The organism is Curtobacterium sp. C1 (assembly GCF_021049325.1).
GTDB lineage: Bacteria > Actinomycetota > Actinomycetes > Actinomycetales > Microbacteriaceae > Curtobacterium > Curtobacterium citreum.
The window spans coordinates 1,923,386-1,948,410 of sequence record NZ_CP088076.1 but is presented as its reverse complement, the minus strand read 5'-3'; the positions used below and the strand labels follow the sequence as shown (position 1 = coordinate 1,948,410).

Here is a 25,025-nt window from a genome sequence, read left to right as displayed (position 1 = left end):
TAGGATGTCAGGGCCGAGACGACACAGCCGGCCGTCCGGCCGGGGAGAGGGAGGACGACCATGGCGCGACGCCTGCCGTCCACCCCGCCCGTGATCGCCGGCTCCACGCCCGTGCACGTCCTGGGCAGCGGCGGCTTCGCCGACGTGTTCCTCTACGAACAGGACATGCCGCGCCGCCAGGTCGCCGTGAAGGTGCTGCTCGACGAGGTCGTCGACGACCGGGTGCGGCAGATGTTCCAGGCCGAGGCGAACCTCATGGCCCGGCTCAGCACCCACCCGTCGATCCTCACCGTGTTCCAGGCGAGCGTCGCGTCCGACGGGCGGCCGTACCTCGTGATGGAGCTGTGCTCCTCGTCCCTCAGCGAGCGCTACCGCCGCGAAGCGATCCCCGTGTCCGAGGTCCTGTCGATCGGGGTCAGGATCGGGTCGGCCCTCGAGACCGCGCACCGCGAAGGCGTGCTCCACCGCGACATCAAGCCGTCGAACATCCTCCGGACGGCCTACGGCAACCCGGTCCTGTCCGACTTCGGCATCGCGGCAAGCATCGGGAGCGCCGACCCGGACGAACCGGTCGGGATGTCGATCCCGTGGTCCGCGCCGGAGGTCCTGGCCGACGAGTCGCGCGGGTCGATCCAGTCCGAGGTCTACTCCCTCGCCGCCACCGTGTACTCGCTGCTCGCCGGCCGCAGTCCGTTCGAGGTGCGCGGCGGGAAGAACGGCGCGGCCGACCTGATGGCGCGCATCGACAAGGGCGGGGTCAAGCCGACCGGCCGCGCCGACGCGCCGCCGTCGCTCGAGCGGCTGCTCGCCACCGCGATGTCGCGGAAGCCCGCCGCGCGTCCGGCGACCGTGATGGAGTTCGTCCGCGGACTGCAGCAGGTGGAGGCCGAACTCGGCATCCCGCAGACGCCAGCAGACGTCGCGGTCGAGGCATGGGCCGCTGCGACGCCCACGCTCGACGCCGACCACACGGTCGTCCGGGAGCTCCGGCCCGCGGGCCGGTCCTCGGTCCGCCGTCGGACCCGTCGGGCGCTCCAGGGCGGGGCAGCGACCGGGGCTGAGAGCATCGGCACCCTGCACCGCACCTGCTCAGCCACCCGCGCCCGGCGACGTGACCGATCGACGCTCGTCTGGGCCACCGCACTGTCCGCCGTGGTCGTGGCGGCCCTCGCCGTGGTCGCGGTGCTCGTCGTCACCCGACTGGGCACGGGGTCGATCCCGGTGGTGCAGGACGTGCGGGCCGAGGCCGGCGCGGACGCGGTGTCGTTCAGCTGGGCCGACCCCGGACTCCGCGCCGGCGACACCTACGTCATCACCTCCGGCGGGGCCTCGAGCCAGCAGACCGGCACGACCTTCGTGGTGTCCGGGACCTCCGGTACCGAGGAGTGCATCACCGTCGCGGTCAACCGCGACGGCAAGACCGGTGCGGCCAGTGCGCAGCAGTGCGGGACCGTCGGGGGCGCCGGGTGATCCGCGCCTTCCTCGCGAAGCACCGGTCCGCCGTGGTCGGCGTCGGTGCCTCGGTCGTCGTCGCCGCCGTGGTCGCGACCGCCGCGGTGGTCTCGACGGGCTACCACACGCAGCGCGTGGACCTCGGGGACGGCACGGTCTGGGTCCCGTCGGCCGAGTACGGCGCGGTCGGCCGGGCGAACACCGGCGTGCTCGAGCTCAACACCGCGGTCGAGACGGCCAGCGACGACCTGTCCGTCCTGCAGCGCGGTCGCCAGGTGTACAGCGTCGACGGCACGAAGGGCACGGTCGCGAAGGTCGACGTGGCCTCGGCGACGGTCGGCGACCCGGTCACGCTGCCGGCGGGAGCGCCGCAGGTGTTCTTCGCCGGGGACACCGCCGTCGTGGGGAACGGCGACACCGGCGAGCTCTGGGCCACACCCGCGTCGGAGCTCGGCGACTTCGACGCTGCCGCCAAGGCCGACCTCACGCTCGGCGCGGACGCGGTGTTCGACGCGTCCGACTCGCACGTCGCGGTGTACTCGCCGCGCACCGGTCGGGCGTCCCTCGTCGACGTCGGGACCGGTCTGACCGTGGACCGTCGGTGGGACGTCCGGTTCGACCGCGACCACGACTTCCAGGTGGCGTCCTTCGGCGACCACGTCGCCGTGCTCGACCGCACCAGCGGCGCGCTGTCGGTGGACGGCGACACCGTCGACCTGGGGGACCGCGTCGGCAGCGCACCGGCGCTGCAGCACTCCGTCGACGACGCTGCCGACGTCGTCGTCGCGGGGACGGCGGGCATGGTCCGCGTCGGCGCCTCCGGCCAGGTCGAGCAGACCGCGCTCCAGGTCTCCGGCCGCGCCGCACGGCCGACGGTCGTCGGGTCGTGCACGTACGCCGCGTGGACCGGCGGACAGGCGCTCGACACGTGCGACGGCCGCGCGCTCCAGCGGCTCAGCGACACCGACGGCGCGAGCGACCTGCAGATCGTGCACAACGGCGACACCGTCGTCGCGAACGACCCGCGCAGCGGGCGTTCGTGGGCGATCGACCGCAGCGGTCAGCTGATCGACAACTGGGCCGACCTCGTCAAGCGGGACGACGAGCAGCGGCAGGAGCAGGTGTCGTCCGACGACCCGGAGGTCGACAAGGACCAGAAGCCGCCGGTGGCGGTCGACGACGACCTGGGCGCGCGTCCGGGACGCACCACGAGCCTCCCGGTCCTGCTCAACGACTACGACCCGAACGGCGACCCGCTCGTGATCAGCGAGGTCGGCACGATCGACGCGGGCGTCGGGACGGTGCGCATCGTCGGCGACGGGCAACGGCTGCAGATCACGCTCGCCGCGGGTGCCAGCGGCACCGTCTCGTTCCCCTACACGATCACCGACGGCAACGGCGGGACGGCGTCCGCGACGGTCCGCGTCAGCATCCGGCCGGAGTCCGAGAACGAACCGCCGCGACAGGTGCGCGACACCACGGCGGACGTCGTCCGCGGCGGCCACGTCGTCACGAACGTGCTCGCCGACTGGGTCGACCCCGACGGCGACCCGGTGTACCTGAAGTCGGCGTCCGCCGAGGGCGACCAGGTGTCCACCACGCCGGACGGGCTGCTCGACTTCCGCAACCAGAGCGGCCGGACCGGCGACCGGACCGTGCAGATCGTCGTGAGCGACGGCCGCGCCGACGGCCGCGGCGCGGTGACGGTGCACGTCGCGGACCCCGGTCAGGTGCCGCTCTTCGCCGACCCGTTCGCGGTCACCGGGTACGCGGGCAAGTCCTTCGAGGTGCAGCCGCTCCGGCACGTCCGCGGCGGGAACGGCACGGTCACGCTGACCAGCGTGTCGTCGTCGGCCGGCCTGACGGTCACGCCGGCCTACGACGCCGGGACGTTCCGGGTCGTCGGGGCGTCGGCCGGGGACCACCAGCTCGAGTACACGGTCACGGACGGCACGAAGACGACGAGCGGCGTCGTGCGCGTGACGGTCGCGGCGCCGCCGGACGCCTCGACCGCGCCGATCACCACCCCGAAGACGGTGTTCGTGAACACGTTGTCGACGAAGGACACCGACGTCACCGCGACCGACATCGACCCGGCCGGCGGCGTGCTCATGGTGACGGCGCTCGACGCCCCGGACCGGTCCAGCGGCGTCCAGGCGAGCGTCCTCGACCAGCACACCGTCCGGGTCACGCTGACGGCCCCGCTCGACGGACCGGTCACCTTCGGCTACACCGAGTCGAACGGCCTCGCCACCGCGACCGGCACCGTCACCGTGGTCGAGATCCCGAAGCCCGACCGCATCCAGCCGCCCGTGGCCCAGGCGGACACGGCGACCGTGCGCGTCGGGGACGTCGCCGAGATCGACGTCCTCGCCAACGACACGCAGCCAGAGGGCGAGCCGCTCACGCTGCAGCCCGAACTCGTGCAGAACGTGCCCGGCAACGGTGGCCTGCTGTTCGTGTCGGGGGACCGGTTGCGGTACCTCGCTCCCGAGACCCCGGGCAACTACACCGCGGTGTACCGCGTCGCCGGGCCTGACGGCCAGTACGCCGACGCCACCGTGTCGATCTCGGTCCGCGAGCGCGACGCGGCGACGAACAACCCGCCCGTGCCCCGGACGGTGACCGCCCGCGTCGTCGCCGGGCAGTCCGTGCGGGTGTCGATCCCGTTGAACGGCATCGACCCGGACGGTGACTCCGTGCAGCTCGTCGGTGTCGCGGACAACCCGGAGAAGGGGTCCGTCAGCGACGTGTCCTCCGACGCGCTGACCTACGAGGCCGGCGACTACTCGGCGGGCACCGACGAGTTCACCTACACGGTCGTCGACGCCCTCGGCGCCCGTGCGACCGGGACCGTCCGGGTCGGCATCTCGCCGCGGGCGGAGCAGGCCTCGAACCCGGTGGCGCAGGCCGACCACGTCACGATCCGCCCCGGCGGCAGCGTCACGGTCCGGGTGCTGCAGAACGACTCCGACCCCGAGGGCGGCGCGCTCCGGGTCACCGCGGCCGAGCCCACGGCGAGCGGGGTCGCCGCGAAGGTGCTCCGCGGGACCGAGGTGCGCGTCACCCCGCCGCGCTCCGCCGACCGCGGTGACTTCGCGGTGCTGTACACCGTCGCGAACGACACCGGCGGCTCGAGCACGGCGTTCCTCACCGTGACCGTCGACCCGGACGCCCAGCCGCTCCGGCCCGAGGTCGAGGACACCACGCTCGACCTGCAGGACATCCTGCACCGGCAGAGCGTGACCGTGGACGTGCTCCGGAACGTCTTCTTCGCCGAGGGATCGACCTCCCGCCTGCGGGTGGGCGTGGTCGACGGGTACGGCGACACCGCGCAGACCACCCCAGACCGGCGGATCACCGTCCGCCTGACCGACGCGTCACAGGTGATCCCGTTCTCGGTCACGCGCTCGGACCACCCCGACGTGGTGTCCTACGGCTTCATCCACGTCCCCGGGTTCGACGACGCCCTGCCCCAGGTCGACCGGAGCGCCGGCGTGGTCACCGTGAAGAGCGAGGCGACCGTCCGGATCCCGCTCGAGAAGTACGTCGTGACGGCGAACGGCCGGACCGCGCGGCTCACCGACCGCGCGACGGTCAAGGCCACGCACGCGAACGGCGACGACCTGGTCGTGGACCGCTCGACGCTCCAGTTCACGTCGTCGAAGCTCTACTACGGCAACGCCTCGATCTCCTTCGAGGTCACCGACGGCTCGAGCGCGAACGGGGGCAAGGGACGCGTCGCGACGCTCGTCCTGCCGATCAAGGTGACCCCGCGGGCGAACCAACCCCCGGCGTTCACGGGTTCGACGGTCGACATGCAACCGGGTGACACCCGGACGATCGACCTCACGAAGCTCACCGACTACCCGTACCCCGCCGACCTCCCCGAGCTGCGCTACAGCGTGGTGAGCCGACCGGGGTCCGGGACGACCGCGACGATCGACGGGCAGCAGCTCCGCATCTCGGTCGCCGACACGGCGCCGAAGGACACGACGGCGTCGATCGGCATCGGCGTCGCGGACGCGGCGAACGCCGGACGCGCCGGCAGCGTGACGGTCGACGTCGTCGGCTCCACCCGGCCGCTCGTGCAACCGGGGGCCGACCGGGCAGTGACGAAGCGCGGTGCGACGACGACAATCGACGTCCTGTCGAACGACCAACCGACGAACCCGTTCCCGGACGAGGCGCTCCGCGTCGTCGCGATCCGTGGTCTCGGCGGCGGTCTGCCCGCCGGAGTCTCGGTGACGCCGAGCAGCGACCGCTCGCGACTCCAGGTGTCCGTCGCGGACAGTGCGCAGCCGGTCGACGCGCACCTGCAGTACCAGGTCGCCGACGCGACGAACGACCCCGACCGGTACGTCTGGGGCGACGTGACGATCTCGGTCCAGGACGTCCCGGACGCACCCGGCGCCCCGAGCCGCACCGGGTCGAACCAGGGCGGACAGGTCACCCTCGCGTGGTCCACCCCGCAGGCGAACAACTCGCCGATCACCGGGTACCGCGTGCAGGGCACCAACGGGGTCGCGAAGGACTGCGGCACGTCGACCGTCTGCACCGTGACCGGTCTCGACCCGTCCGCTTCGTACCGCTTCACCGTCGTCGCGACGAACGCGATCGGGGACTCCGTCGCGTCGGCGTCCTCGGCGCCGATCAGTGCGGACTTCGTGCCGGCCGCGCCGAAGGGCCTCGCGGTGACGGCGAGCCAGGGCACGCCGAACCAGCTCGACGTGCGGTGGGATGCGGTGCCCGCACCGAACGGCGGCACCCCGGTGTCGAACTACGTCGTGACGATCTCGGGCCCCGGCCTCACGACGACCCGCAGCACGGGGACGTCGACGTCGACCTCGTTCTCGGGCGCGCAGAGCGGGCAGTCGTACGACGTGCAGGTCTCGGCGAGGAACGCCGCGGACCGTGACGGTTCGGTCGTGGAGTGGAACCAGGCGCGGGCGTCCGGGACCGCGGTGGGCGTCCCCACCGCCGTGTCGGTCGGGACCCCCAACGCCGACGCTTCGTCCGGTCGGACCGTGGTGAGCGTCGACTACTCGAAGGCCGACGGGCAGGGTGCTCCGATCCAGGGGTACGCACTCGTCCGCGCGAACGGTCAGGTCGGCTGCGGCCCGGTGACCGGCGGGACGCAGGTCGACAGTACCGGCCCGGGCGGCGGCACCCTCCGGGACGGCAGCGTGCCCGACGGTGCGACCGCGAGCTGGGTCGTGGTGGCGACCAACAGCTACGGGTTCTGCAGCGTCAGCAGCCCGACCCAGGCGGTGACCAGCTACAGCACGCCCGGCGCGGCGAACGATCCCGCGGTCTCCGTGACGAAGACCGCGGACGGTGTCTACCAGGTGGTGGTCGACCCGCGCGGCGTCCAGTCCGGGACCGCGGACCACTACCGCGTGCGGTACAACGGCGGCGACTGGCAGGACGCTCCGTCCGGCCCGACAGCGGCGCTCGGCTACGGCACGGCCGTGCAGGTCGCCGTGCAGGGGTGCCGGGGGCCGGGCAACTCCTACTGCGGCCCGGCATCAGGCGCGTCCGACCCCGTGACACCGGTCCTCACGAGACCGACCGTCGCCCAGCCGGTCGAAGGCAGCGCACTCTCGGTGCAGGCGCCGTCGAACGGTGCGCTGGTGCCGGCGTACACGGTGGCCTTCAACGGTCGGACCACCGACGCCGACGGGAACGCCTACACGATCTCCTCGGTCGTCCCGAAGGCGCCGCTGTCACCGGTCATCACCACGACGGTCCGCATCACGGTCTCCGTCGGCGGGCAGAGCGACACCTACGACTACACAGCCGACGCGGCGACCGATCCCTCCACACCCACGGCCGGGTGACCCCGGGCCGAGCCCCGCTCCCCGTACGCTGCTGACACCGCATCCCCGAGAACGAGGACCCTCCCGCATGAGCATGACCCCCGAGCAGGCCACCTGGTTCGCCGACGTCGCCGGCCGCATCGTGACCAACGTCGAGCAGGTGCTCCTCGGGAAGACGTTCGTGATCCGTCTGGCCGTCACCGCGATGCTCAGCGAGGGACACCTGCTGCTCGAGGACGTCCCGGGCACGGGCAAGACCAGCCTCGCCCGCGCGATGGCGCAGAGCGTGCAAGGGTCGACGAACCGCATCCAGTTCACGCCGGACCTGCTCCCGGGTGACATCACCGGCATCAGCGTCTACGACCAGCGGTCCCAGGAGTTCGACTTCCACCGCGGCCCGGTGTTCGCGAACATCGTGCTCGCCGACGAGATCAACCGTGCCAGCCCGAAGACCCAGTCCGCCCTGCTCGAGGCGATGGAGGAGTCCGCAGTCACGGTCGACGGCGTGAACCACCGCCTCGCCGCACCCTTCATGGTCATCGCGACGCAGAACCCCGTCGAGCAGGCCGGCACCTACCGCCTGCCCGAGGCGCAGCTCGACCGCTTCCTCATGAAGACCTCGATCGGGTACCCGGACCACGCCGCGACGGTCCGGATCCTCGAGACCTCGTCCGCGCCGTCGGCCTCGGTGCCGCTCGCCGCCGTCGTGCCGGCCGCGACGATCACCGAGATGGCCGCCATCGCCCGGACGGTGCACGTCGACCCGACGATCGCAGACTACGTGGCGCGGTTGGTCGACGCCACGCGCTCCGCGAACGAGGTCCGCCTCGGTGTGAGCGTGCGCGGTGCCATGGGCCTCGTCCGTGCGTCGCGCGTCCTCGCCGCGCTCAACGGCCGCCACTACGTCACCCCCGACGACGTCAAGGCACTCGCCGTCCCGGTACTCGCGCACCGGCTGGTCCTCGACGCCGAAGCCGAGTTCGACGGGGTCAGCACGACGAGCGTCGTCGCGCAGCTCCTCGTCGAGACGCCGCCGCCGAGCGACCGGGCGGTCTCGTGAACGATCGTCGGTCCGTCGCGACGCGCTCACGGCGCGCCGCGACCCGGTCGCGTCGGGGCGCCACCGTCACGGAGCGCACCGGGACGGTCGCCGGGCTGACGAACGTCCGGACCCGCCTGGTCGGCGACCGGGAGGGGGTCGCCGCCGACGCGGTCGTCGGGCTCGCGAAGGGCTGGTCCACGGCTTGGAGGCTCGTCCGCCGCGGGTGGGCAGAGGTCGCCTCGGTGGTCACCGGCCTGGGATGGGCGGTCGCCGCCGTCACGCTGGTCGCGTTCGTCGTCGGGTACCGGTCCGGGCTGCGCGAGGTGGTCGTGGTCGGGTGGGCGGGGACCGTCCTGGTCCTCGTCGCGGCCGTCGCCCTCGTCGGTCGCTCGCGCCTGCTCATCCGGATGCGCCTGCCACAGCACCGCGTCGCCGTGGGGGACGAGGCCGGTGTCGTGGTCACGGCCGAGAACCCGGCGCGCCTGCCGTCGGTGCCCGCCACGGTCGAGGTCCCGGTCGGTCCGGGGCTGGTAGACGTCGCGATCCCGGGCATCGCGCCGCGGGGCACGTTCGAGCAGCGCGTCCCGGTCCCGACGGTCCGACGCGGTGTGCTCGACGTCGGACCCGTCACGGGCGTGCGTGCCGACCCCGTCGGGCTGGTCCGGCGCGAGGTCGTGTGGACCGCCCGCGAGCAGGTCATCGTCCACCCGCGCACGATCGCGATCCCCTCGACGAGCACCGGTCTGGTCCGGGACCTCGAGGGACAGGCGACCACCGACCTCTCGCCGGCGGACATCGCCTTCCACGCGATCCGCGAGTACATGCCCGGTGACGACCCCCGGACCATCCACTGGAAGTCGACGGCGAAGTCGGGCGCCCTGATGGTCCGGCAGTTCGAGGACACGCGCCGGTCCCACCTCGTCGTCGCCCTCGGTGTCGGACGCGGGGAGTTCGCGGACGACGACGAGTTCGAGCTCGCCGTGAGCGCCGCTGCGTCGCTCGGCACCCGGGCCGTCCGGGACGGCAGGGAGGTCTCCGTCGTCGTCTCCGCGCGGACCCCGGAGTACGCCAAGCGCGCCGTCTACGCCGTCCAGCCACTGCCCACGGTGACGCCCACCCGACTGCTCGACGCCTTCGCGACGGTCGGGCTCGCCGACTCGTGCCTGCCCGTGGCCGAGGTGTCGCGCATCGTGGGGGTCGAGACCACCGGGATCTCCGTCGCGTTCCTCGTGGTCGGCTCCACGGTCGGCCTGCCCGCCCTCCGACTCGCGGCGACGCGCTTCCCGGTCGGTGTCGAGGTGGTCGCCGTGATCTGCGAGCCGGAGGCCCAGCCACGGTTCCTCCGCGTCGCCGGTCTGACCGTCGTGACGATCGGCTACCTCGACGACCTCCGGACCGCGCTGCACCGGCAGGCGGCGGCCGCGTGAGCGCCGTGACCAGAACCCGGGCCGACGCACGGCGTGCAGCCCGGCGTCGGGACGCGCGTCGCGAACCGCTGCGCCTGGTCGGCGGCACGCTCGTGGTCTGGCTCCTGCTCGCGGTCGGCAGCGTGTCGTGGTGGCCGGTCTACCGCGACGGGTCCATGGTCGCCGCTGCCGTCACCGCGGTGGTCGCCGGCTCGGCGGTCGCCCTCGCGGGCGCGGCGCTCCGCCTGCCGGCCCTCGTCGTCGGCGTCGCCACCGCCGCGGCCTTCGCCGTGACGGGCGTCCCCGCCGCCGTGCCGTCCGAGGCGGCAGGTCTGCTGCCGACCGGACCCGGTCTGGTGGACCTCGCGGCCGGTGTCGCACTCGACTGGAAGCGCCTGGTGACCATCAGCCTGCCGGTCGGGTCCTACGAGTCGCTGCTCGTCCCCTTCTTCGTCACGCTCCTCGTCGCGACGGTGACGGCCGTGAGCGTGGCGACCCGTGCCTCCCGTCCGGAACTCGCGAGCATCCCGGCTCTCGTCCTCTTCGCCGCCGGCGTCGTCGTCGGTCCGACGCGACTCGACGTGTCCGTGGCGAGTGCGGTCCTGCTCGGCGGGATCGCACTCCTCTGGGCGCTGACGGTGCGGTACGTCCGTCGCGCCGCGGCCGTGTCGCGCACCGTCGGGGCGCGGGTGCCGGTCTGGCGTTCGGTGCTCCGACCCGCGCTCGTCGGGACCGGCACGATCGTCGCGGCCGGGGTCGTGGCGACCGGACTCGGACTCGTCGTGCCACCGGCCGCGGACCGGACGGTCGCCCGCAGCGACGTCGTGAAGCCCTTCGACCCACGGGACCACGTGAGTCCGCTGAGCGGGTTCCGCGCGTACGAGGAGTCCGGCGCCGCCGATGCACCACAGCTGACGGTGACGGGTCTGCCCGCGGGCGGGTTCGTCCGGATCGCGACCCTCGACACGTACGACGGGGTCGTGTACCGCGTCGGCGGCGACGACGGGGCGTCGGCGTCCGGCACCTTCGAGCGCGTGCCGACGAGTGTCGACGTGCGGGGCGTGTCCGGCTCCGACGTCCGCGTCGACGTGCGGGTCGACGGGTACCGCGGCGTGTGGCTGCCGACCGTCGGCGATCTCCGTTCGGTGACGTTCCAGGGCAGCGACGCGGGCTCCGAACGCGGTGCGTTCTTCTACAACCGCACCACCAGCACGGGAGCGGTGGTGAGCGGGGTGGGTGACCGCACCCGCTACCAGCTCGACGCCGTCGTCCCGGACCAGCCGACGGACGCCCAGCTCGCCGACGCCCGACCGGGCACCGCCTCCGTCCCGACGCCGTCCGGCGTGCCGGACGCGGTCCGCGAGCGGGTCGAGGCGACGACCGCCGACGCGGGCTCCGACGGCGCGAAGCTCCTGGCTGCGGTGCTGGACCTCAAGCGGACGGGCTACGTGAGCCACGGCGTCGGCGACGACCGCGCCAGCCGCTCGGGTCACGGGGCGGACCGCATCCAGGAACTCCTGACGTCCCCGCTCATGATCGGCGACCAGGAGCAGTACGCCGTCACGGCCGCCCTGATGGCGCGCGAGCTCGGTTTCCCGGCACGGGTGGTGATGGGCTTCACCGCCGGGGGAGACGCCGGTGGGGACGCCGCGGAGACGGCGGGCGGCTCCGGCGGGACCACCACGTTCCGCGGTTCCGACGTCACCGCCCGGATCGAGGTCGACACCGCGCAGTACGGGTGGGTGATGCTCGACCCGAACCCGGTCGTGCGCGAGATCCCCGAGGAGCAGGACCAGACGCCGCAGCCGGTCACGCGTCCGGAGACCGTCGTCCCGCCGCCGCCGGTCGAGCAGCAGGACCAGGACCGGCAGGCGCCGCCGCAGAGCGACCGGAGCACCCCGCCGGTGCAGCCGCTCTGGTTGCAGGTGTTGCTCGCTGCCCTGCCGTGGGTGCTCGGCGTCCTCGCGCTGGCGGCCCTCGTGCTCCTGCCGTTCGCCGTCGTCGTCCTGCTCAAGCGCCTGCGACGGCGTCGGCGGCGCCGAGCCCCGACCCCGCGCGGGCGGATCGTCGGCGCCTGGGACGAGTACCGCGACGCCCTCGTCGACCGAGGGCACGACGTCACCCGCGCAGCCACGCGCAAGGAGGCCGTCGTCGGTGCACCGGGCGAGGGCGGAACGGGCCTCGCTGCGCTGGCGGACCGCGCGGTCTTCGGGCCGGACGACCCGGACGACCGCATCGCGAGCCGGATGTGGTCGGCGACCGAGGAAGCGGTCCGGAGCCTCCGCACCGGGCGGAACCGACGGCAACGGTGGCGTGCGGCGGTGTCCGTCCGGTCCCTGCGGACGGGCAGCAGCCCCCGAACGGGGTCCCGACGTGTCCTGTCGGCCAGCCGGTGGCACCGCGGTCGTCCGGGCACGCGTGACTACGATGGGCCGGAGGCCGGCGAGCGTCGTGGACGGCCGAGTGAGGACCAACAACCGTGATCAGATGCGAACACTGCGGGTCGATGCTCCCCGAGGGGGCGATCTTCTGCGGTGAGTGCGGGCGATCGGTGAACGTCGCGGCGAACCGTCGTCCCGCGCCGGCAGCCCGGAACGACCAGACGACACCGCCGCCGCTGCAGCAGCCGGATCCGCAGGGCCGTCGCCCCGACCCGGCCACCGAGGCGTGGTTGCCCGAGGCGACCCTGGACCCCGCGACCCGGGCCTGGCTGACCGGCTCGGACCCGAACCCGCCCGCCGCCCCCGCCGCGCCGCACGGCGTCGAGCCGCGTGGCGCCGATCCGCGCGGGGCCGATCCGCGTGGTGCACGGACGCACGCGCACGGTGCGGTCTCCGGCGTGCACGTCCCCGCGACGGGCGCTCCGACCACGCAGCCGGAGCCGCCCCTCGACCCGGAGCAGTACCCGTCGACCTCGGTGCCGGACGGTGCCGACGCCGAGTGGACGCGCCCCGCGGCTCCCCGTGAGCGAGCGGCCGAGCAGACCGACCCGGTCGACGTGCCCGAGCCGCCCGCCGCCCCGGTCTGGCAGCCGCCGACGCAGTCGACCCCCGTCGCGCCCTCTCGTCCGTCGTGGTGGGTCGGCCGCCCGCCGGCCGCTGAGGAGACCTCGACCGACGTCACCGACGTCACCGACGCCGAGCGGACCGACACCGCCGCCGCCCAGGACGTGTCGCGACCCCAGGAGAACGACACCGCCGTCGTCGAGCCCCTCGTCGACCGGCGCCCCTCGCGCCCGACACCGCTCGTGACCCCCGGGAGCGGACCCGCTACCTGTCACGTCTGCGGACACACGCTCGAGCCCGACGACATCTTCTGCGCCGAATGCGGAGCCGTGCGTCCCGCGGTGACCGCAGCGTTCACCGGGCCCGTCGTCCCGCTGCCGATCGCCCGCCCGGACTGGGCTGCCGACGACCAGGCGCTCGTCGCAGCCGACGCGGTGGACGACGGCGACCAGGACGGTCGCGACGACGACGCGATCGCCGCTGACGCTGATGCGAGCGACGCAGGCGCCGCGGACGAGCACGGTGTGGACGGGGACGACGCGACCGAGCACGGCACGGACACGAACGCGCACGCGGACGAGCACGCCGCCGACGTGATTGCGCCCAGCGCGGACGAGCACGACACCGGTGCAGGCACGTTCGGCGGAGCGCCCGGGGCCGTCGGTGCCGCGCCGCTCCCACCGGTACCCGGTTCGCCGACGGTACCGTCCGCCCCCGTGGCCGAGTGGACCGCGCCGCCCGTCACGGACGTCGCCTCCCCGGCCTCGAGCGCCCCCATCGCCGCACCGCTCCCGCCTGTTCCGGGGACGACCGGACCGGTCTTGCCGCCCACCGGCTCGGCGACGGCTCCGTCGAGCGCGGATGACCTGGACGAGGACGTCGAAGCGACCCGGATCGTCACGAAGGACACCGGCCGGGATCCCTTCGTCCTGCACTGCAGCACCGGGGAACGCGTCGAGGTGCACGGCACCGGGCTGCTCGGACGCCTGCCGCGGCCGCAGCCGGGGGAGCGGTTCGACGACCTCGTGACCGTCCACGACCCGGGAAAGTCCGTGTCGAAGACGCACCTCGAGCTCGGCCGGGACGGCGACGACCTCTGGGTCTCCGACCGGTTCTCCGGCAACGGCACGGTCATCCGGCACATCGACGGCTCCATCCGCCGCTGCGAGCCGGGGCGACGCTACCGCGTGGAGCGCGGGGCCCGGGTGGACATCGGTGAGCAGTTCTTCCTGGTGCAGTGACGGTGCGCTGTTCCTCCTCCACAACGGAGGAACAGCGCATCGCCCTCCACAGGACGGGTAGCTCCCGCCTTCGGCAGGTCCGCGCTCTGCTGGACTGATCGGCGTGTCCCTCCTCGTCGCTCGAACCGCCCTCGTCGGCACCGCCGTGCTGCTCGGGCTCGCCGCGGTGCTCCTCGCGCTCGACGGTCCCGCGCGGGCCGTCCTGTTCGGGGCGGCATGCTGCTGCGCCCTGCTCGACCGTGCATCGAGCCGGTCGCTACCGACGACGTCGGACGAACCGGAACCGGAGTCGACCCGGACACGCCCCCTGCCGGGAACCAGCGACGACCCTCCCGCCCGCCAGGCGCAGTCCCGCCGGTCCGACCTGCTCCTCGGGCACGACGACGACGGCGAGCCGATCGGTCACGAACTCGGCACACCTGGGCGTCCGACGCACCTCGTGGTGGTCGGCACCGGCGCCCTCGCACTCGCGGTGTTCGTCGAACTCGCGGACCTGCTCCGTGCGACCGCGACCACGACCGCGACCGGGACCGCGACGGCAGGCTTCGGGGGTGCCGTCCGGACGGCTCTCGCCGATGACCTCGTCGACGCTCGGCCGCCGGTCGCCGCGCTCGACGGCGCGCCGGCAGGCGTGTCCCTCCCCGCGGGGACGGCGGTGGCCGTCCTGTCCGATGCGGACGAGCGCATCCGGACGACGATCGTGCTCGTCCCGAGCGAGCGGATGCAGCCTCGGGCGTGGGACACCGTCGTCGAGGTCACCCGCTACGGATGCTCGGTGCGACGGGCGCAGGACCACCGTTCACGCGCGCTCGACCCCGCGTTGCCGTCGCTGTGACGGCGTCGAGCTCAGCGCAGGCCGGCGCCGACCCGCAACGCGCCGACGGGCACTCCGCCGCCGAGCACCTGCTCGCCCGTCGCACGCAGGACGTCCGCGACGCCCTCGGCGTCGACGAGCCCGTTCCGCTGCAGGAGCGTCAGCGCCGCGAGGGTCCCGGCGCGCTGGGAACCGTCGAGCGTCTTCACGGCGACGGCCGCGCCACCGGGCAGACCCATGACCATGACGCCCTCGGCTCCGAACTTCGCGAGGACCTGCAGGCGCTCGATCGTGACGGTGTTGGCCCGCCCGACGCCGTCGATCGCCCAGGGGTGGTCCAGGACCGCGTCGACGAGCGCGGCGGAGTCGGCGTCCGCTCGTGCGACGACCCCCGCGAAGCCGCGGGCGAGACCGGTCAGGGTCAGGGGGAACACCGGGGCGCCGCACCCGTCCGTGCCGACCAGGTCGACCGTCTCCCGGGTGAACTCCTCGACGGTGTCACGGACGCGCTGCTGCAGCGGGTGGGCCGTGTCCAGGTAGGTGGCCTCGTCCCAGCCGTTCACCCGGCAGGCGGCGAGCATGCCCGCGTGCTTCCCCGAGCAGTTCATCGCCAGGCGCCGGGGCTCTGCCATCGTGCGGGCCGTCGCCCGGTCGAACGGCATGTCCGGCGGGCAGCCCAGGTCGGCCTCGGTGTGGTCGAAGGACTCGAGCATGTGCAGGGCGAGCGCCTGGTGCGGGGCCGTGCCGGCGTGGCTCGCCGTGGTGAGCACGAGTTCCTCGTCGCTGAAGGACGCCCCGGCTCGGCGGATCGCGAGCGCCTGGAACGGCTTCATCGTCGACCGGGGGTAGATGCTCGCCGTCACGTCGCCGACCGCGTCGAGCACCCGACCGTCGGCACCGACGACGACACCGGCACCCACGTGCCGGCTCTCGTCGAAGCCGTTGCGGTCGAGCACCGCGAGCTCGACGGAACCGTCGGCGGTGAGAGGATGGCGATCAGTGCGGACATCGGTGCTCACCGTCATGCCGCCAGCGTACCGACACCGACGAAGGGCCACCGTGAGCGACCACTCCTACGAGGTCTCCGTCATTTGGACCGGCAACCGCGGCACCGGGACGAGCGGCTACCGCGACTACGGCCGCGACCACGACGTCACCGCCGCGGGAAAGCCGTCCATCCCGGGATCGGCCGACCCGACGTTCCGTGGCGACGCGGACCGGTGGAACCCCGAGGAGATGCTGCTCGGCGCCCTCGCGCAGTGCCACATGATGAGCTACCTGTACGTCGCCGTGCAGCAGGGCTTCACCGTCCTCGACTACACCGACACCGCGACGGCGTCGCTCGACGTCCATCGTGACGGCACCGGCGAGGTCACCGCCGTCCACCTGCACCCGGTGGTCACGATCGCCGAACCGGACCGCGTCGCCGACGCCGACGCGGCGCACGCCCGCGCGAACGAACTCTGCTTCATCGCCCGCTCCGTGGCGTTCCCCGTCCACCACGCGCCGGTCACCAAGGTCCGTACGGCACACTAGGTCCCCGTGAAGCGTCTTCGCCTGCTCCCGATCGCCCTGGTCCCTGCCGTCGTGCTGGGACTCGCCGCCTGCTCCGGTTCGGGGTCGGGTGACGCGTCGGCCTCGCCGAGCGCGTCCTCGAGCGCGTCGGCCACGCCGATCTCCGCCTGCCCGAAGCCGGGTTCGGCGTCGAAGAGCATCGAGGTCAGCGGTGCGTTCGGCGGCAAGGAGGCCCCGACGGTCACGTTCGACAAGGGCATCAGCGCGAAGACGCCGCAGGCCTCCACGGTCGTGCAGGGCGACGGCGCCGCGCTCAAGGACGGCGAGTTCGCGCAGGTCTCCTACGCCGTGTACCAGGCGAAGGACGCCTCGAAGCTCGGCGCGGTCGGCTTCGACCAGGGCAACCCGCAGGTCCTGTCGGTGGGCGGCACCGGCTTCGGCGCCCTGCTCGCCTGCACCAAGGTCGGCGACCGGGTCGCGGCGGTCGGTGCGTCCTCGGCGCTCGGCTTCACCACGAGCGGCGACATCGTCGTCGTCGCGGACGTGCTCGCGAAGACCCCGACGAAGGCGACCGGCACCCCGCAGGAGCAGAACCCCGCACTGCCCACGGTCAAGGACAAGGCGGACGGCGAGCCGGAGATCACGATCCCCGCCGGCGAGACCGCCCCCGCGAAGACCGAGGTCGAGGTCCTCAAGCAGGGCGACGGTGACACCGTGGCCGACGGGGACAGCGTCCTGGTGCAGTACAAGGGCGTGACGCTCGACGGCGGCAAGGAGTTCGACTCCTCGTGGTCGAAGGGTGCCCCCACCACCTTCACGGTTTCCGAGGGCTCGCTCATCAAGGGCTTCGTCACCGGCCTCGTCGGGCAGAAGATCGGCTCGCAGGTCCTCATCGTGACGACGGCCGAGGACGCCTACGGCTCGAACCCGCCCGAGGGCTCGAACATCCCGAAGGACGCCTCGCTCGTCTTCGTCGTCGACCTCCTGGCCAAGGGCTGACCATGACGCCGACCGGCCCGGCCGACGCGACCAGCCCGACCGGCCCGACCGACGCGACCAGCCCGACCGGCCCGACCGGCCCGACCGGACGGCGCCGCATCGTCGTCCTCGGCAGCACCGGCTCGATCGGCACGCAGGCCCTCGACGTCGTCGCCCGCAACCCCGACCGCTTCGAGGTCGTCGGCCTCACCGCCGGGACCAACCGCGAGCTCGTCGCCGAGCAGGCCGCCCGCTTCGGCGTCACGGAGACCGCCTTCGGTGCGGCCGACGCCGAACGCCTGGTCCGCGGTGTCGAGGCGGACGTCGTCCTCAACGGCATCACCGGCTCGGTCGGCCTCGGCCCGACCCTGGCGGCACTGGACACCGGCGCGACCCTCGCCCTCGCGAACAAGGAGAGCCTGATCGTCGGCGGCCCGCTCGTGCAGGCCGCCGCCGCGCCCGGGCAGATCGTGCCCGTCGACAGCGAGCACTCCGCCATCGCGCAGGCGCTCCGCTCCGGCACCGGCGCCGAGGTCCGGCGGCTCGTCCTCACGGCGAGCGGCGGCCCGTTCCGCGGACGCTCCCGCGCCGAGCTCGTCGACGTCACCCCGGCGCAGGCGCTCGCACACCCGACGTGGGACATGGGGCTCGTCGTCACGACGAACTCCGCGACGCTCGTCAACAAGGGCCTCGAGGTCATCGAGGCACACCTGCTGTTCGGCGTGCCGTACGACCGCATCGACGTGACGGTGCACGCGCAGTCGATCGTGCACTCGATGGTCGAGTTCGTCGACGGCTCGACGATCGCCCAGGCATCGCCGCCGGACATGCGCCTGCCGATCGCGCTCGGCCTGGCCTGGCCGGACCGCGTCCCCGGCGTGGGCGTCCCGCTCGACTGGACGTCCGCGAGCACCTGGACCTTCGAACCGCTCGACACGCAGGCCTTCGGTGCCGTCGACCTCGCGAAGCACGTCGGGGTCCTCGGCGGCACGTTCCCCGCGGTCTTCAACGCCGCGAACGAGCAGGCCGTCGCCGCCTTCCACGCCGGCGCGATCGGCTTCCTCGACATCGTCGACACGGTCCGGCGCGTCGTCGACGCGCACACGGCGGGGGAGCCGTCCCTGGACGGCGTACTGGCGGCCGAGCGCTGGGCCCGCGACGCGGCGGACCGCGCGCTGACGCGCTGACCCGACCCGTGCCTCCCGTCCGTCCCGTGGTGACCACCTGACGGACGGGAGGCCCGCCCCACCTCTCAGGATGCGCTCGGCTCCGTCATGGGCGGGGTCCCGTACCCTCTCCTGGTGACCGTCGAATCCGTGCTCCTGTTCGTCCTCGGCGTGGTCGTCTTCATCGTCGGCCTGCTGGTCTCGATCGGCCTCCACGAGCTCGGCCACCTGTCCTTCGCGAAGCTCTTCGGCGTCAAGGTCACGCAGTACTCGCTCGGGTTCGGCAAGGCGATGTGGTCCTTCCGCCGCGGCGAGACCGAGTACGGGATCCGCCCGATCCTGCTCGGCGGCTACATCTCGATGGTCGGCATGCTGAAGCCCCGGGCATCGGGCAAGCCGAACGCGATCACGAACACCGGCATGTACGGCGCGTTCGTGCAGGACGCGCGTGAGGCCAGCGCCGCGCAGATCGCGGACTCCGGCGGCGACGACTCCCGCGCGTTCTACCGGCTGACCCCGTGGAAGCGCATCATCGTCATGGTCGCCGGCCCGGCGATGAACCTCGTCATCGGCATCGTCCTGTTCGGCGTGCTGCTGTGCGGCTTCGGTGCCCCGACGACGACCTTCACGTCGAGCGTCGACTGCGTCCTGCCGTCGAGCAGCGCCACGGCGTGCGCCCCGGGGGACGCCGAGTCACCCGCGAAGCAGGCCGGCATCCGGGACGGCGACGTCGTCCTGGCGGTGGACGGCCAGCAGGACCCGACGATCGCCGAGGTCTCGAAGGTCTTCCAGCGCTCCGCCGGCAAGACCGTGACGGTCGTGGTCGAGCGCGACGGTGCGCGGAAGACGCTCGAGGTCACGCCGCAGCTCGCCACCCGCGACGTCGTCACGGCCGAGGGCACGGCGGCGAAGAACGCGGACGGCACCACGAAGACGCAGCAGGTCGGTGTCGTGGGGGTCAGCATCGGGCAGTCCCTCGTGCGACAGTCCCCGGCGGCCGTCCTCCCCGCGACGGGCGCGCAGATCGCCGCGTCGGCGCACCTGATCATCGACCTGCCGCAGCGGCTCGTCGCGGTCTGGAACGCGGCGTTCGGCTCGCAGGCGCGGTCCCAGGACAGCCCGGTCTCGGTCGTCGGCGTCGGCCGGGCCATCGGTGAGGTCTCGTCGATGAGCGGGGTCCCCGTGGTCGACAAGGTCTACACGATCCTCGGGCTCCTGGCGTCGCTCAACATCGGCCTGTTCGTGCTCAACATGGTGCCGCTCCTGCCGCTCGATGGCGGTCACATCGCCGGGGCGCTGTGGGAGGCCGTGAAGCGCCGCGCGTACCTGCTCGTCGGCAAGCCGGACCCGGGCGCGATCGACCTGGCCAAGACGATGCCGCTCACGATGGTCGTCGTCGTGCTCCTGGCCGGGATGAGCGCGCTCCTCGTCTACGCCGACATCGTGCGACCGGTGAACCTGTTCGGCTAGCACTACGCTCGGGCGCATGAGCACAGCCCCCGAGGTCCGCGCCGTCGAGCGCCAGGGCATCGACGTCATCGCCGAGTCCGACCGGAAGGGGCGGCCGCGCGGGCTGTTCTGGCCGTGGTTCGCCGCGAACGTCTCGGTCCTCGGCCTGAGCTACGGCTCGTTCGTCCTCGGGTTCGGCATCTCGCTGGCCCAGGCGACGATCGTGTCCGTCGTCGGCGTCGCGTTCTCGTTCCTGCTCTGCGGGATCGTCGCGATCGCCGGCAAGCGTGGCTCGGCGCCGACGATGGTCCTCAGCCGCGCGGCGTTCGGCGTGCGGGGGAACCGGCTGCCGTCGTTCCTGAGCTGGGTGCTCACCGTCGGGTGGGAGACCGCGCTGGCGTCCCTCGCGGTCCTGGCGACGTCGACCGTGTTCCGGGAACTCGGCTGGGACGACGGCGTCGTGACGAAGCTCGTCGCCCTGGTCGTGGTCGCCGCGCTCGTGGTCGGGGCGGGGATCGCCGGTTTCGACGTCATCATGCGCCTGCAGACCGTGATCACCGTCGTCACCGCCGTGCTCACGGTGGTCTACGTCGTGCTCGCGGTGCCGTCGATCGACCTCGGCACGCTCGGCGCCCTGCCGTCCGGGAGCGCCCAGAACGTCCTCGGCGCACTCGTCCTCGTGATGACCGGCTTCGGGCTCGGCTGGGTCAACGCCGCTGCGGACTACTCGCGCTACCTGCCGCGGACCGCATCGACCGGGGGCGTGGTCTGGTGGACGACGTTCGGCGGTGCGCTCGCCCCCGCCGTCCTGGTCGTGGTGGGCGTCCTGCTCGCGGGTTCGTCGAAGGACCTGAACAGCGCGATCGGCGCCGACCCGATCGGTGCGCTCACGACGATCCTGCCGGTGTGGTTCCTCGTCCCGTTCGCCCTCGTCGCGATCCTCGGGCTCGTCGGCGGTGCCGTGCTCGACATCTACTCGTCCGGGCTCGCGCTCCTCAGCGCCGGCGTCCGGATCCCGCGGCCCGTCGCGGCCGGGGTCGACGGCGTGTTCATGGTCGCCGGGGCCGTGTACGTGGTCTTCTTCGCGAAGGACTTCATCTCGCCGTTCCAGGCGTTCCTCGTGACCCTCGGCGTGCCGATCGCCGCCTGGGCGGGGGTGTTCGTCGCCGACGTGCTGCTGCGTCGCCGGGCCTACGCGGACGCCGAGCTCGACGACGTGCGGGGCCGCTACGGCGACGTGCGCTGGGCCGCGATCGGGCTCGTCGTCCTCGGGACCGTCCTCGGCTGGGGGCTCGTCACGAACACGTACGGCGTCCCGGCGTGGCTGAACTGGCAGGGCTACCTGCTCGAGCCGTTCGGCCTCGGTGGCCGGCAGGGCGCGTGGGCGTACGCCAACCTCGGCGTCCTCGTCGCGCTCGTGGTCGGCTTCGTCGGCACGCTCCTCACCGCGCGCGGGTCCGTGCGCCGCCAGGAGCAGGTGTGAGCGTCGTCGTCCCGCCCGACGCGTGGCTCGTCGCGATCGACCTGCAGCGCATCTTCACCGGTGACAGCCCGTGGGCGGCGCCGCGGTACGACGCGGCCGCCGCCGGGACCGGACGGCTGCTGCCCCGGTTCGCCGGTCGCACGGTCTTCACGCGCTTCGTCGCGCCCGAGCGGCCCGAGGGTGCCTGGGTGCCGTACTACCGGGACTGGCCGTTCGCGCTCGTCCCGGACGGCGACCCGCTGTACGGCCTGACCGAGCCGTTCGCATCCGCCGCGGTCGACCGACGCGACCCCGTCGTCACGGAACCGACCTTCGGCAAGTGGGGGACGAGCCTCCGCGCCGTCGTCGGCGACCACCCGCACCTCGTGCTCACCGGCGTGTCCACCGACTGCTGCGTGCTGAGCACCGCGCTGGCCGCGGCCGACGCCGGCGCGACCGTCACGGTCGTCGCCGACGCGTGCGTCGGCGCCACCGACGCGGACCACGAGCGCGCCCTCGACGCGATGCGGCTGTACGCACCGCTCGTCACGGTCGTGGACCGCGGGACGGACCTGGTGACCAGCGCCGAGTGACGGCACCGCGAGCGCGTAGAGTGCACCTCGTGCCAGCAGTGAACCTCGGTCTGCCGAAAGTCCCCGAAACCCTGAGCCCGCGTCGGAAGTCGCGGCAGATCCGGGTGGGCAAGGTCCTCGTGGGCGGCGACGCACCCGTCTCGGTGCAGTCGATGACCACCACGCCGACGACGAACATCAACGCGACGCTGCAGCAGATCGCCGAGCTCACCGCCTCCGGGTGCGACATCGTGCGCGTCGCGGTCCCGAGCCAAGACGACGCGGACGCGCTGCCGATCATCGCGAAGAAGTCGCAGATCCCGGTCATCGCCGACATCCACTTCCAGCCGAAGTACGTCTTCCAGGCCATCGACGCCGGGTGCGCCGCGGTCCGCGTGAACCCGGGCAACATCCGCAAGTTCGACGACCAGGTCGGCGCGATCGCCCGGGCCGCCAAGGACGCGGGCGTCTCGCTGCGCATCGGTGTGAACGCCGGGTCGCTCGAGCCGAGCCTGCTGCAGAAGTACGGCAAGGCCACGCCCGAGGCACTGGTCGAGTCCGCCGTGTGGGAAGCGTCCCTGTTCGAGGAGCACGACTTCCACGACTTCAAGATCTCGGTCAAGCACAACGACCCGATCGTCATGGTGAAGGCCTACCGGCAGCTCGCCGCCGCGGGGGACTGGCCGCTGCACCTCGGGGTGACCGAGGCCGGACCGGAGTTCCAGGGCACGATCAAGAGCGCCACGGCGTTCGGCATCCTGCTCGCCGAGGGCATCGGCGACACCATCCGCGTCTCGCTCTCCGCGCCGCCCGCGCAAGAGGTGAAGGTCGGCCTGCAGATCCTGCAGTCGCTCAACCTGCGCGAACGCAAGCTCGAGATCGTCTCGTGTCCGAGCTGCGGCCGGGCGCAGGTCGACGTCTACCAGCTCGCCAACGACGTCACGAAGGGGCTCGAGGGCATGACCGTCCCGCTCCGCGTCGCCGTCATGGGCTGCGTCGTGAACGGTCCCGGCGAAGCGCGCGAGGCCGACCTCGGCGTCGCGTCCGGCAACGGAAAGGGACAGATCTTCGTGAAGGGACAGGTCATCAAGACCGTCCCGGAGCGCGAGATCGTGCAGACCCTCATCGAGGAGGCCAACCGGCTCGCCGACGAGATGGGTCCGGACGCCACGACGGGTTCGCCCCAGGTCGTCACGACCCCCTAGTCGCGGGGAGGGCCGCGTGCGCCGCTAGGCTTGCCCCGTGGTCACACGGCTCTCCCATCTCTTCCTCCGCACGCTCCGCGACGACCCCTCCGACGCCGAGGTGACGAGCGCGAAGCTGCTCGTCCGCGCCGGGTACATCCGTCGCCAGGCCCCGGGCATCTTCGCCTGGCTGCCGCTCGGCCTGCGCGTCCGCAGCCGCATCGAGGACATCGTCCGCGACGAGATGGTCGCGGCCGGGGCGCAGGAGGTCCTGCTGCCGGCCCTCGCCCCGCGGGAGCCGTACGAGGCGACGAACCGGTGGACCGAGTACGGCGACGGCATCTTCCGGCTCAAGGACCGCAAGGACGCCGACTACCTCCTCGCGCCGACCCACGAGGAGCTCTTCGCGCTCCTCGTGAAGGACCTGTACTCGTCGTACAAGGACCTCCCCGTCACGCTCTTCCAGATCCAGGACAAGTACCGCGACGAGGCACGTCCCCGCGCCGGGCTCCTCCGTGGCCGCGAGTTCACGATGAAGGACGCCTACTCGTTCGACATCGACGACGCCGGGCTCGACCGGAGCTACCAGACCATGCGCGACGCGTACGAGCGGATCTTCGCGCGGCTGGGCCTCGAGTACGCGATCGTCAAGGCCGACGCCGGTGCCATGGGCGGGTCGAAGTCCGAGGAGTTCCTGCACCCGATCGCGGTCGGCGAGGACACCTTCGTACGCAGTGCCGGCGGCTACGCGGCGAACGTCGAGGCCTACGTCACCCCCGCGGCCGACAGCCTGCCGATCGAGGGGCAGCCGGAGCCCGTGCGCCTGCCCGCGGCGGACACGCCGACGATCGACACGCTCGTCGCGCACGCCAACGACGCCGCCCCCCGCGCGGACCGTCCGTGGACGGCTGCAGACACCCTGAAGAACGTCGTGCTCGCCCTGACGCACCTCGACGGCACCCGCGAGGTCGTCGTCGTCGGTCTGCCCGGTGACCGCGAGGTCGACCTCAAGCGCGCCGAGGTGGCCTTCGCGCCCGCCGAGGTCGAGGCGGCCGGTGACGACGACTTCAAGCGCCACCCCGGCGTGTTCGTGAAGGGCTACATCGGGCCGCAGGTCCTGGGCGCCGACAGCCCCTCGGGCATCCGGTACCTCGTCGACCCCCGCGTCGCCGAGGGGACCGCGTGGCTCACCGGTGCGAACGAGCGCGGCGTGCACGTCTCCGGTCTCGTGGCGGGTCGCGACTTCACCGCGGACGGCACCGCCGACGTCGCGGACGTCCGTGCCGGCGACCCCGCACCGGACGGCTCGGGCCCCCTCGAGACCGCCCGCGGCATGGAGATCGGGCACGTCTTCCAGCTCGGTCGCAAGTACGCCGAGGCCCTCGGACTCAAGGTCCAGGACGAGAACGGCAAGCTCGCGACCGTCACGATGGGTTCGTACGGCATCGGCGTCACGCGCATCATGGCGATCCTCGCCGAGGCGCACAACGACGAGAAGGGCCTGGCCTGGCCGAAGGAGATCGCACCGTTCGACGTGCACGTGGTCGCCACCGGCAAGGACGAGGTCGCCTACGACGTCGCCTCGTCGCTCATCGCGGCCCTCGAGGGCGAGCGGTACGACGTCGTCTACGACGACCGCCCGAAGGTCTCGCCCGGCGTGAAGCTCCGCGACGCCGAGCTCCTCGGCGTGCCCGTGGTCGTCGTCGCCGGCCGCGGCGCCGCCGACGGCGTCGTCGAACTGTGGGACCGCCGCTCCGGCGAGCGGCGCGACGTACCGGTCGCGGAGCTGCTCGAGGCGGTCCGCGCGATCTGATCGCGACCCCTGACGGACGGGAGGCGCGTGGCGGGTCCGCCACGCGCCTCCCGTCCTGTTCTGGGGTACGCTGGTCGCCGACTTCCGCGCAGATCCACCCCGCGGAG

Annotated in this window: 16 protein-coding genes; 15 read left to right on the top strand and 1 reads right to left on the bottom strand. The window is 73.0% G+C overall.

The genetic code is table 11. The features are described 5' to 3' along the window. Positions 1 to 60 precede the first annotated feature (60 nt). From LQK89_RS09390 to LQK89_RS09360, 7 genes are all read left to right on the top strand, one after another. Positions 61 to 1,470, top strand: a complete 1,410-nt coding sequence (locus tag LQK89_RS09390; protein ID WP_231048946.1) for a serine/threonine-protein kinase — start codon at positions 61 to 63, stop codon at positions 1,468 to 1,470. Next, positions 1,467 to 7,292, top strand: coding sequence for an Ig-like domain-containing protein (locus LQK89_RS09385; protein ID WP_231048945.1), 5,826 nt, complete (start codon positions 1,467 to 1,469; stop codon positions 7,290 to 7,292). Before LQK89_RS09390 ends, LQK89_RS09385 begins: the two co-directional genes overlap by 4 nt. Positions 7,293 to 7,359: 67 nt before the next feature. Next, a complete protein-coding gene (locus tag LQK89_RS09380) occupies positions 7,360 to 8,331 on the top strand; it encodes an AAA family ATPase (RefSeq protein WP_231048944.1) in 972 nt (323 codons plus the stop codon). After that, positions 8,328 to 9,740, top strand: coding sequence for a DUF58 domain-containing protein (locus LQK89_RS09375; protein WP_231048943.1), 1,413 nt, complete (start codon positions 8,328 to 8,330; stop codon positions 9,738 to 9,740). Before LQK89_RS09380 ends, LQK89_RS09375 begins: the two co-directional genes overlap by 4 nt. Continuing rightward, positions 9,737 to 12,202, top strand: a complete 2,466-nt coding sequence (locus LQK89_RS09370; protein ID WP_231048942.1) for a transglutaminaseTgpA domain-containing protein — start codon at positions 9,737 to 9,739, stop codon at positions 12,200 to 12,202. The genes LQK89_RS09375 and LQK89_RS09370 overlap by 4 nt, the downstream gene beginning before the upstream one ends. Positions 12,203 to 12,225: 23 nt before the next feature. Beyond that, positions 12,226 to 13,965, top strand: a complete 1,740-nt coding sequence (locus tag LQK89_RS09365; RefSeq protein ID WP_231048941.1) for an FHA domain-containing protein — start codon at positions 12,226 to 12,228, stop codon at positions 13,963 to 13,965. Between the two features lie 103 nt (positions 13,966 to 14,068). Then, on the top strand, positions 14,069 to 14,800 hold the full coding sequence (locus tag LQK89_RS09360; RefSeq protein WP_231048940.1) for a hypothetical protein: 732 nt from the start codon (positions 14,069 to 14,071) through the stop codon (positions 14,798 to 14,800). Between the two features lie 11 nt (positions 14,801 to 14,811). Here the strand turns inward: LQK89_RS09360 and LQK89_RS09355 are convergent, their stop codons facing one another. Next, positions 14,812 to 15,804: an asparaginase gene (locus LQK89_RS09355; protein WP_231048939.1), complete on the bottom strand. Its 993-nt coding sequence runs from the start codon at positions 15,802 to 15,804 to the stop codon at positions 14,812 to 14,814. 34 nt (positions 15,805 to 15,838) lie between these two features. Between LQK89_RS09355 and LQK89_RS09350 the strand changes: the two genes are divergently transcribed. The 8 genes from LQK89_RS09350 (at position 15,839) to LQK89_RS09315 (ending at position 24,918) form a co-directional block, all read left to right on the top strand. Further along, positions 15,839 to 16,315: an OsmC family protein gene (locus LQK89_RS09350; RefSeq protein ID WP_231048938.1), complete on the top strand. Its 477-nt coding sequence runs from the start codon at positions 15,839 to 15,841 to the stop codon at positions 16,313 to 16,315. A gap of 6 nt (positions 16,316 to 16,321) precedes the next feature. Continuing rightward, entirely contained in the window at positions 16,322 to 17,293 is a 972-nt protein-coding gene (locus tag LQK89_RS09345; protein WP_058742887.1) for an FKBP-type peptidyl-prolyl cis-trans isomerase, read from the top strand. Positions 17,294 to 17,295: 2 nt separating this feature from the next. Continuing rightward, on the top strand, positions 17,296 to 18,459 hold the full coding sequence (locus tag LQK89_RS09340; protein ID WP_231048937.1) for a 1-deoxy-D-xylulose-5-phosphate reductoisomerase: 1,164 nt from the start codon (positions 17,296 to 17,298) through the stop codon (positions 18,457 to 18,459). 114 nt (positions 18,460 to 18,573) lie between these two features. Beyond that, positions 18,574 to 19,908: a M50 family metallopeptidase gene (locus LQK89_RS09335; RefSeq protein ID WP_175326338.1), complete on the top strand. Its 1,335-nt coding sequence runs from the start codon at positions 18,574 to 18,576 to the stop codon at positions 19,906 to 19,908. 16 nt (positions 19,909 to 19,924) lie between these two features. Next, complete coding sequence (locus LQK89_RS09330; RefSeq protein ID WP_231048936.1) at positions 19,925 to 21,370, top strand: purine-cytosine permease family protein; 1,446 nt, start codon at positions 19,925 to 19,927, stop codon at positions 21,368 to 21,370. Then, positions 21,367 to 21,942 (top strand): cysteine hydrolase family protein, encoded by a 576-nt coding sequence (locus LQK89_RS09325; protein WP_231048935.1) that lies wholly within the window; start codon positions 21,367 to 21,369, stop codon positions 21,940 to 21,942. The genes LQK89_RS09330 and LQK89_RS09325 overlap by 4 nt, the downstream gene beginning before the upstream one ends. 50 nt (positions 21,943 to 21,992) lie before the next feature. Beyond that, entirely contained in the window at positions 21,993 to 23,126 is a 1,134-nt protein-coding gene (ispG, locus tag LQK89_RS09320; protein WP_058742895.1) for a flavodoxin-dependent (E)-4-hydroxy-3-methylbut-2-enyl-diphosphate synthase, read from the top strand. 37 nt (positions 23,127 to 23,163) lie between these two features. After that, the gene (locus tag LQK89_RS09315) at positions 23,164 to 24,918 is read left to right on the top strand and encodes a proline--tRNA ligase (RefSeq protein ID WP_231048934.1); all 1,755 of its coding nucleotides are present in this window, start codon (positions 23,164 to 23,166) and stop codon (positions 24,916 to 24,918) included. The last annotated feature ends 107 nt before the right edge of the window (positions 24,919 to 25,025 follow it).